Annotated in this window: 9 protein-coding genes and 1 pseudogene; 3 read left to right on the forward strand and 7 right to left on the reverse strand. The window is 47.5% G+C overall.

Features of this window, described 5'->3' with window-relative positions; all coding sequences use genetic code 11:
* The first annotated feature begins 521 nt into the window (after positions 1-521).
* Positions 522-1151 (forward strand): SPOCS domain-containing protein, encoded by a 630-nt coding sequence (locus GT1_RS21445; RefSeq protein ID WP_188400429.1) that lies wholly within the window; start codon positions 522-524, stop codon positions 1149-1151.
* Between the two features lie 68 nt (positions 1152-1219).
* Complete coding sequence (locus GT1_RS21450) at positions 1220-1858, forward strand: DUF3794 domain-containing protein (RefSeq protein ID WP_188400430.1); 639 nt, start codon at positions 1220-1222, stop codon at positions 1856-1858.
* Between the two features lie 205 nt (positions 1859-2063).
* On the opposite strand, the gene GT1_RS21455 is transcribed toward GT1_RS21450, so the two are convergent.
* Genes GT1_RS21455 through GT1_RS21465 form a run of 3 tightly spaced genes read right to left on the reverse strand, consistent with a single transcriptional unit; the run spans position 2064 to position 3823 of the window.
* A complete protein-coding gene (locus GT1_RS21455; protein ID WP_075758246.1) occupies positions 2064-2585 on the reverse strand; it encodes a DUF3794 domain-containing protein in 522 nt (173 codons plus the stop codon).
* Positions 2586-2605: 20 nt separating this feature from the next.
* Positions 2606-3238, reverse strand: coding sequence for a DUF3794 domain-containing protein (locus GT1_RS21460; RefSeq protein ID WP_075758247.1), 633 nt, complete (start codon positions 3236-3238; stop codon positions 2606-2608).
* A gap of 45 nt (positions 3239-3283) precedes the next feature.
* Positions 3284-3823 (reverse strand): DUF3794 domain-containing protein, encoded by a 540-nt coding sequence (locus GT1_RS21465; RefSeq protein ID WP_075758248.1) that lies wholly within the window; start codon positions 3821-3823, stop codon positions 3284-3286.
* 356 nt (positions 3824-4179) lie between these two features.
* Here GT1_RS21465 and GT1_RS21470 point away from each other — a divergent pair, with 356 nt between their 5' ends.
* The gene (locus GT1_RS21470) at positions 4180-4572 is read left to right on the forward strand and encodes a DUF3794 domain-containing protein (RefSeq protein WP_188400431.1); all 393 of its coding nucleotides are present in this window, start codon (positions 4180-4182) and stop codon (positions 4570-4572) included.
* A 208-nt stretch (positions 4573-4780) separates the two neighbouring features.
* On the opposite strand, the gene GT1_RS21475 is transcribed toward GT1_RS21470, so the two are convergent.
* The 4 genes and pseudogenes from GT1_RS21475 to GT1_RS21485 form a co-directional block, all read right to left on the reverse strand.
* Entirely contained in the window at positions 4781-6529 is a 1749-nt protein-coding gene (locus GT1_RS21475) for an exosporium glycoprotein BclB-related protein (protein WP_188400432.1), read from the reverse strand.
* Between the two features lie 139 nt (positions 6530-6668).
* A complete protein-coding gene (locus GT1_RS21480; protein ID WP_075758251.1) occupies positions 6669-7772 on the reverse strand; it encodes a glycosyltransferase family 2 protein in 1104 nt (367 codons plus the stop codon).
* 184 nt (positions 7773-7956) lie between these two features.
* Positions 7957-8355, reverse strand: coding sequence for a hypothetical protein (locus GT1_RS22435; RefSeq protein ID WP_223226430.1), 399 nt, complete (start codon positions 8353-8355; stop codon positions 7957-7959).
* Positions 8356-8372: 17 nt separating this feature from the next.
* A pseudogene (locus GT1_RS21485) lies at positions 8373-9828 on the reverse strand (hypothetical protein); the annotation flags it as partial.

Raw genomic sequence — 9828 nt, forward strand, 5'->3', positions numbered from 1 at the left:
GATGTGGAAGTGGAGCAATCCATGCAGCTGACTGGTACTAATAGGCCGAGGACTTGACTTAAATACCTCGTTTGCATAAGTGCAAACATTAGATAGAACCTAATGCGCAAATGCTTTTCTTCTGTGAAGTTTTCAGGGAATGTGAAAAAGCCTTTACCTGTATATGGTAGAGGCTTTTTTTGTTGTATAAGGAGGTTCCGCGCTCCGCTTGGAACTAAGCGATTCACACAAGTTCTAGCATCGCGTTGCTCCTAATAACTTGGTTCTCTGCTTCTGTGAAGTTTTCAGGGAATGTGAAAAAGCCTTTACCTGTATATGGTAGAGGCTTTTTTTTGTTGTATAAGGAAGTTCCGCGCTCCGCTTGGAACTAAGCGATGTTGTTGCCGTAGGTATAGCTACAAAACATAAGAATTTTAATTAACAGCTTGCTGTAGAGTAGCACAAAGTCCTCCGGAACCATAAACTATAGTGAATAAGGAGATAGAAGCCACTGTCAAACAAAAAGATAAGGAGGAAACATAATGACAGATAAGCTTATTGAGGTGTCAGGCATTACACCTGAAGCACACTTTCCCAAATGCCCACCCAATCATCCCCACACACAATTTTGTGAAACTGATAAATTATATATACCCTGCCCTAACCCAAGCATCCATGAGATATTGGAAGTGTGTGTAAGTGTAGTTGTTTGCTCGAACAAAGAGATATGTACACCTATAGGTAGAAAACTTGTTATTAATGGTAAAAAGCAGATAAAAGTAAAATTTTCTACCAATGATCCTTGCCAGCCATTCCACTGCGCCCATTTCGAAGTTCCCTTTTGCACCTTTATTGTTTTAGGTGATAGCAAACAGGAAGTAGTTCAAATTTGTACAGTTGTAGAGGATATAGCCGTCAAGCTTCTGGAGTGCAGATGTTTAAGTGTTACCAGTATTATTTTCCTTTGCCCGATATTAAAACAGGAACCTAACTGTCCACCATGTCCGCCCTGCAGTGGTCATTCGGATAGTTGTCAGCAGCATATTCCTTATAATCATTGCTCCAGTCATTACCAGTCGACAACGAAAAAGTACCATTCAGGCTCAAACTGTTCCGTTTGTGGTCCCGAAGAGGTCATCATGACCGACCGGCACTATTATTACGGAAAATGAAGCAATGGCAGAGCCTGGTAGGCGAATCCAGTGTTTTCTAATATTACAGATAAAGGAGGTAGTAGGATATGGGACGTAAAAGTACTCAAGTTTCCATAACTGATAAACTTAGTATTCCGTGCCATAAACCTGATATTGAATCAATACTTCGTGTGACAACAACCCCGATTATTGATAAAACGGTAACTATGCATAAAAAAGTTATTTTTTCAGGACATATACTTGTTTGTGTGGAATATGTGGCGTGTGTTCCAGACGGTACGCAGCCTGTTCATTTTGTATCTTTTTCCATACCTTTCGGCGGTTTAATTTGTCATCGCTTTTTATGTGAGAAGCTGAAAGCCTGTTTAAAAGCAAAATTCTTGTTTCATGAATGTCACCTGATCGATCCCAGAACTATAAAGAAAGTAATAGCGTTAAAGGTTTGTCTGCGTAAGCTTTTCCGTGTGAGAAAATGTTTACCGGTACCATGTTGTGAACCCGGCCATACTGTTGCCTGCAAGCCGGATAAACCGCTTTGGCCGGTCATTCCGCAAGCTTGCTGCACCCAATCGCCGGATAAAAGCGGTCAGGACGAATCTAAGCTTCCGGTCTCAGAACAAAAAGTTTACCATAATGCACAGGATAACGACTATAGCCAATACGGCGATGTTCACTTGCCATTGGTAATCCGGCCGCTTGACAGCGGGATAGAAAGTACAGAGTAATGGCTGGCAACCATGTGCCAATTATATAATTTTACGGGTAGTCTGTTATGAGATGGCTAACTGTAAATGTAAAATATAAAAACGGATAACGCTCAGGCGTATCCGTTTTTTCTGCCTTTGGAACAACATCCGCAATTCTGGGGGAAATCCATGGCACCGGCTTAGGCGTATCGTCCGCTGCATAATAAAAATAACCTCTATGTCTTTAAACAGGAATGGCTTGTAAAAATAAGGTCACATTTTTAAATATTTCCCTGCAGTTAAAGGGTATTGCAAAAACGTCTTCCACACAGGTTTCTACGCAAAACTGTTGATCAAGGCAGGTGTCGCACGCTAAAATGATAAACGCTGAAAACGGGACTTCAAAATGTGCGAAATGAACAGGTTGGTCACACAAGGCTGCTGTATAAACCAGCTTTTGTTTCAGTAATCCTTCTACGACCAGCTTTCTCCCTGTCAGCCGAAGACCCTCGCGGTTTACGATAGGAGAACCACACTCTCCGGCCGGTGTTTTTACAACCCGTATTGATTTTAGCTGTACATCAACAAATACTTTATCAACGGTTGCTACATCTGGTTTGGCACAAGGCAGTTGAAGGATTTCGGGTATGGAAATTTGCGTCCATTGACCAAGATCACATTTATTCAGGCCGATAGCGACTTGGGCGGGATCGCATACACCTACTACTTCAACAGCATGCTGCCCAATGCATTGACATGTTTTCATAGCTGAATTTCCTCCTCATTCTATATGATGCAAATCTCTGGACAGACAATAGGCAATGCCCTGATAACCAAGGTTACATTCTTAAATATTTTTCTTGCCGTAATATTTGTGATGAAAATATCTTCAATGCAGGCCTCAACTTTAAATTTTTTTGACAGGTGGTCTTCCGGAGCAAGAATAATAAACGCCGAGAATGGTACATCGAAATGTACGGAATGAACACTTTGTTCTTCCACAGCAGCCGCATATACAATTTTTTGCTGCAAAACTCCTTCGATAATCAGCTTTTTGCCAGTCAAATCCGTACATTCTTCATTGGTGAGAGTCATACACTTGTCTCCGGGGGTGCGCACTACCCGTTGTGAAATAATGTCCACAATTGCGGTAATGCTGATTAATTGTTCAATATCAGGTTTTTGGCAGGGAATACACAAAACCTCCGGTACAAGTAGCTGTGTCCATCGCCGGATGTTACCACAATCAAGAAAGCATTCCAGTTTTTCTCTGGGGCATATTCCGTTAATGATTACCAGTTCATCGACCTTTTCGCATTCGCAGGGTAAGGGTCTGTCAAAGTTTCCGTTAACACTGCATTCTACATTACCCAGCGTTGCTTTGCATTCTTTCAGGCAGTTAGTATCGCAATTATTCATGGCCTTTCCTCCTTGTGAAATAGAGTATCTGACTAACCTTTATTTTTAGACGCAACCGGTTATAGTCGGTACAGCCTGCAGGAATAAGAGGATATTTTTAAAGATCTGACGCTTATTGATTTCCTGGATAAATACATCTTCCACGCAGGCCTTGACATGATAATTGACAAATAAGGAGTCTATGCTTTTTTCACAGCAGGTGATTTCATTTAGTATTCTTATTTTTTTCGGGATGACAATATAGGCGGAGAATGGTACTACGAAATGGACCGAGTGTACCGGCTGGCTGGAGAAATCTGCGGTATAGGTGATTGACTGGCAAAGCTCTCCCCCGATAATGAGCTTGCGTCCGGTTAGTAACTTTCCTTCAAAGTTGGGAGTCTGCTCTGTACTGGGGGTTACAATGACTTTGGTTTTAATGATTTTAACCGCGACGTTGGCAGAGAGGATTTGTTCAATATCCGGCTTTTCCCGGGGGAGAACCAAATTCTCCGGAATTGATAATTCTGTCCAGCTATCGTTATCATGCAACGTAAGCCTGCAAACATCACAGATTCCGGCAATATTGATTAACGTATTATTCATTTCCATTCCTCCTTGTAGTCTAAGTCTTGCTCAAGCAGTCAGGGCATTTAGCTTGATAAAGCTTTCCTTTCTAAAATAGTATATGTTTCAACTTCAGCAGTGGTTCCGGATAATGGTGACATAATGTGAAAACTATCGCTAAAAGATGAGAGACTACAAGTACTCGGAATGTTTTATTAGAGACATAATTATTTGATTTAACAGAACTTCATTTATTAGAATGAGCCTGCCTTGGCGCCGGGCGAGTAACACAATTTGTTTGAAATCATAAACTATTAGTAAATGTGATTATACATTAATTGAGTAAGGAGGAATCAGCTATGAGCCGGCGTTATCATAGAAAAAGTAGGCAGTTTATGATAGGCGACACGCTAACCATTCCACAGGATAAGCCTGATATTGAATTTTTGCTGCGCATGACAGCAGTACCAACAATTGATAAAGCCACAGGTGCCGATAAAAAAGTAATTTTTTCCGGGCATGTACTCGTAACCATTGAGTATGTGGCCTGCGTGCCGGATGGAACTCAACCTATCCATTTTGTTTCCTTTGAACAGCCTTTTACCGGCGCAATCAGTCACCGTTCTGCCCGGCCGGACAGGAGTATCCATTTGAAAGGATTGATGGAGGTTCAGGAGCTTCAGCTTGTCGGTCCGCGACAGGTAAAAACTTCATTGCAGTTAAAGGTGTGTTCAGTAAAGCTGGTGCGGTGCCGCAGTCCTTTGCCCACCCATGCCGGTGAAGCCTAGATAGGTCTGTGCGTGTCGATAGTGTAAAATGCTTACCACCTACATACTGTAGGCTAACTGAGCATATGTAACCCTAATTGACCAAACTGCATACACTATCATCTTCTTTCAGGATGAAAGGGTCCTTGTTCATATGAACGAGGACCCTTTTTACAGGTTGGTTTACCGATTATGAGATAAATCTTGTACAAACAGTCTATTTGCGAAACTATTCAATAGTAACACCTGCACTGGCATAGCCTGCGACGGTGTTGATAAGGCTAAGTCCGTCCGCTGTTGCAGAGAACACCAGCAATAGACGAGTTTGGGCAGTTACCGGTATTGCCAAGCCGGTAAGAATTCCATTACTGGTATCTCCAATGGCAACTACGCCAGTGAGAGGTGGTGCTAATGTTACAGTAGTACCGGGGACTAGTGTAAAGTCATTATCAGGTGTAGGTGAACTAAATAACTCTGCTGTAATCGTTATTGTGGTGCCTACTAACGCTAAGGCTGCAGTAGTACTAAAGAAAGCGGCAATTGAAGTAATTGTACCATCACGGGGAGCGGAAAATGCCATATTTGTGATAGCTGAAAGGTCAATTACTCCGCCAACAATGCTAACACCGGGAGTTGAAGCGCCAAACCCCACAAGACTTGTAGTACCAATTAATCCTCCGGCGATAGTAGTCAGTGAGACTGGAAGACCTGATGCAAACGGGATTATTGCTCCGCCGACTCCGGTAGCGCCAGTAGCCCCAGTATCGCCAGTGGCTCCGGTAGCCCCGGTAGCACCAGTGGCCCCAGTATCGCCAGTGGCGCCGGTAGCCCCAGTAGCGCCGGTAGCCCCAATATCGCCAGTGGCTCCGGTAGCCCCAGTATCGCCGGTAGCCCCAGTATCGCCAGTGGCTCCGGTAGCCCCAGTAGCGCCGGTAGCTCCAATATCGCCAGTGGCTCCAGTAGCCCCAATATCGCCAGTGGCTCCAGTAGCCCCAGTGGCTCCGGTAGCCCCAGTAGCGCCGGTAGCCCCAATATCGCCAGTGACTCCGGTCGCCCCAGTAGCTCCCGTAGCGCCAATAGCACCAGTTTCACCAGTGGCCCCAGTGGCCCCAGTGGCTCCGGTAGCGCCCGTAGCACCGATAGCACCGGCTTCACCAGTTGCTCCAGTGGCCCCGGTGGCTCCGGTAGCGCCCGTAGCGCCGGTAGCACCGATAGCACCTGCTGCGCCGGTAGCGCCCGTAGCCCCAGTAGCGCCGGTAGCACCAATAGCACCTGCTGCGCCGGTAGCGCCGGTAGCGCCAGTAGCGCCGGTAGCACCTGCTGCGCCGGTAGCGCCGGTAGCACCAGTAGCGCCAGTAGCACCAATAGCACCTGCTGCGCCGGTAGCGCCGGTAGCGCCGGTAGCGCCAGTAGCGCCCGTAGCGCCGGTAGCACCGATAGCACCTGCTGCGCCGGTAGCGCCAGTAGCACCAGTAGCGCCAGTAGCACCTGCTGCGCCAGTAGCGCCAGTAGCACCAGTAGCACCAGTAGCACCAGTAGCACCAGTAGCACCAATAGCACCAGTAGCGCCAGTAGCACCAGTAGCGCCAGTAGCACCAGTAGCACCAGTAGCGCCGATAGCGCCAGTAGCGCCAGTAGCGCCAGTAGGTCCAGTAGCCCCAGTAGCACCGATAGCACCCGCTGCGCCGGTAGCGCCAGTGGCTCCAGTTACGCCGGTAGGTCCAGTAGGTCCAGTAGGCCCGGTAGGTCCAGTAGGTCCGGTAGGTCCGGTAGGTCCGGTAGGCTCGGTAGGCCCAGTAGGTCCGGTAGGCCCAGTAGGCCCAGTAGGTCCGGTAGGTCCACAAGGCAAACAAGGCCCGCAAGGCCCACAAGACCCGCATTTTTTGGTTTTGTGGTCGTCACACGGGTCATCGTAATGCCAGTGGCCGTGGCGTGTACTATCAGGCGAGTTTGTGTTGCTATTTTTTGACTTTTTCATAATTTCTCTCCTCCTTGATAATAACTAGGTGAGTTACATAATATACTATGAAAAATTACACATAAAGGTAACTCTTAATTTTCATTTAAAATTAAGACAATAATCCCTTTATCTCCAATATTCTCAAGAACTCCTTGTTTCAAATTTTTAGCAGGTTTTTTAAATAAGTTCGGTTTTGGTGAATCCGGGGATCTTCCGGAATAAAGGTGCCTGCTATTTCGTTGTGCTCAAAAGCAAACTGGTATTGACCAGTGCGGGAGTAACATACACAAAGCTGCAAATGAGGCAGCCAGGTCTGACATTTAAAATTAACCATTCCCCATGAGTCGGCAGGCTTTTCGGCCTGAGTTGCCAGCTTATACCAAAAGATTGCCTGTTTTAACTGGTTGTTAATGAGATGATAGTAACCCAGCCGGCAGCAAAATTCAGCTCTGGGAACATCGTACTGGAACGACTGATATATATATTTAAGCTGATTCTCAATATCATTAAGATTGTAAAAGCAGTCGGCTAATTTGCTGCAGGCACTGATATTATCTTCAACCCAGCCTTGTTTTGTTTCCAGGAATTTCTGATAATATTCAATAGCCCGGTCAAACAGCCTGTGATCCAGTAATTCATTGGCAAAGTAATATAAATCCCGTGGAGAAAATTTCTCTCCTTTTTGCAATCTGAGTTCGTAGATCTTAAGATTACGGTCAGCATCGTGGCTTAGTGGCTGGTGGGTTACGGCTATCTCAGAATTGAAGCTTCTGTCATATACCTCGAGATATTCATGAACAGCACCAACCCAGCGAAAGTTTCGCTCGCGTTTGACAAGACGGTTTCGCCGGCGTTGAAAAGCAACTTTTCCATATTGATCAAAACCCAGATTATAAAGCATACTGACAACAGTAATTTCGCGACTAAGCGTTGTTTTTAAATTCAAAAAAAGTTCCCGGTCTGCCGCCAAAAAAACATCGTCAGCGTCCAACCATAAGATGTATTCCTGAGTAGCCTGGCTGAAGGCATAATTGCGGGCTGCCGCAAAATCATGGATCCACTCAAAATCATAGATTTTATCGGTGAATTTACTGACGATTTCTTTTGTTTTATCGGTTGAGCCTGTATCTACAATTATGATTTCATCGGCAATACCTTCTGCTGAAAGTAGGCAACGCTCAATGGTTGCTTCTTCGTTTTTAACAATCATGCATAGGCTGATGGTAATTGGCAGTTGCGCATTTTTATCAGATTCAGTCATAGCCTTACCCCCTGAACTCTATATACATAATAGTATATTCAATGAAGTTTGTACTTGTGAAAAGAGCAGGGAATAGGGCATGCTGCTTTAAAGATGTGGTATTAATTAAATCTCCTATTCTTGCTATAAATACAGAGGATTGCTATAGGCAATCCTCTGATATTAGCGGATACCAACTTATATTTTAAGCGACCCGTTCAACGGATAAGACTGCACCTGAACCCGCAGCGGGAAAAGTGAAATCACCTGCTACACTAGAGCTCATTTGAACCGACAATTGGTTTCCTGCAGTAAGAACATAATAGTCAATCAGACTAAAGGTAATGGGCTCTCCGCCAAGCACCTCCATTGACTGTGACGTAACTGTTTGTGGAACGCCATCAATGCCAAAGCTAATGGTAACGGTTCCAGCATCACTAAAGGCGCCAAGGGCACTGATATCAATACGATAGGTTCCATCTTCCGTGATCGTAATGTTATTCGCTGTTGTAAAATCAAGACCATCCGAGGCAGTACTCTGATTGGGCATCGGCACTTCAACGGCTGTAGCCGTCAATGCAAGAGTTCCTACTGATGAGGTCAAAGCCCCAAAAGCACTGATTATACCTCCAGTATCACCAGTAGGTCCTGTATCACCAGTAGGTCCTGTATCGCCGGTAGGCCCAGTGTCACCAGTAGGCCCGGTATCACCAGTAGGTCCGGTGTCACCAGTAGGCCCAGTGTCACCAGTAGGCCCAGTGTCACCAGTAGGCCCAGTGTCACCAGTAGGCCCAGTGTCACCAGTAGGTCCGGTGTCACCAGTAGGTCCAGTATCACCAGTAGGTCCGGTGTCACCAGTAGGCCCAGTGTCACCAGTAGGCCCGGTGTCACCAGTAGGTCCGGTGTCACCAGTAGGCCCAGTGTCACCAGTAGGTCCGGTGTCACCAGTAGGTCCAGTGTCACCAGTAGGTCCGGTGTCACCAGTAGGCCCAGTGTCACCAGTAGGTCCGGTGTCACCAGTAGGCCCAGTGTCACCAGTAGGTCCGGTGTCACCAGTAGGCCCGGTGTCACCAGTAGGCCCAGTGTCACCAGTAGGCCCTGTATCGCCGGTAGGTCCAGTATCACCAGTAGGTCCTGTATCGCCGGTAGGTCCGGTATCACCGGTAGGCCCAGTGTCGCCAGTAGGCCCAGTGTCGCCAGTAGGTCCAGTGTCGCCAGTAGCCCCGGTATCGCCGGTAGGTCCGGTATCGCCGGTAGGTCCAGTGTCGCCAGTAGCCCCGGTATCACCGGTAGGCCCAGTATCACCAGTAGGCCCAGTGTCACCAGTAGGTCCGGTGTCACCAGTAGGCCCGGTATCACCGGTAGGTCCAGTGTCACCGGTAGGCCCAGTATCACCAGTAGGACCAGTATCACCGGTAGGTCCAGTATCGCCGGTAGGTCCGGTATCACCGGTAGGTCCAGTGTCGCCAGTAGCCCCGGTATCGCCGGTAGGTCCGGTATCGCCGGTAGGTCCAGTGTCGCCAGTAGCCCCGGTATCACCGGTAGGCCCAGTATCACCAGTAGGCCCAGTGTCACCAGTAGGTCCGGTGTCACCAGTAGGCCCGGTATCACCGGTAGGTCCAGTGTCACCGGTAGGCCCAGTATCACCAGTAGGCCCAGTGTCACCGGTAGCCCCAGTGTCGCCAGTAGGACCAGTATCACCGGTAGGTCCAGTATCGCCAGTAGGACCAGTGTCGCCAGTAGGACCTGTGTCACCGGTAGCCCCAGTGTCGCCAGTAGGTCCAGTGTCACCAGTAGGTCCGGTGTCACCAGTAGGTCCAGTGTCACCAGTAGGTCCAGTATCGCCGGTAGGTCCAGTATCGCCGGTAGCCCCTGTGTCGCCAGTAGGCCCTGTGTCGCCAGTAGGTCCGGTATCACCAGTAGGTCCAGTGTCACCGGTAGGTCCTGTATCGCCGGTAGGTCCGGTATCACCGGTAGGTCCAGTATCACCGGTAGGCCCAGTGTCACCAGTAGGTCCAGTGTCGCCGGTAGCTCCAGTGTCGCCAGTAGGCCCAGTATCGCCGGTAGCTCCAGTATC

This window comes from Sporomusa sp. GT1, assembly GCF_014634905.1.
GTDB classification, from domain to species: Bacteria; Bacillota; Negativicutes; order Sporomusales; family Sporomusaceae; genus Sporomusa; species Sporomusa sphaeroides.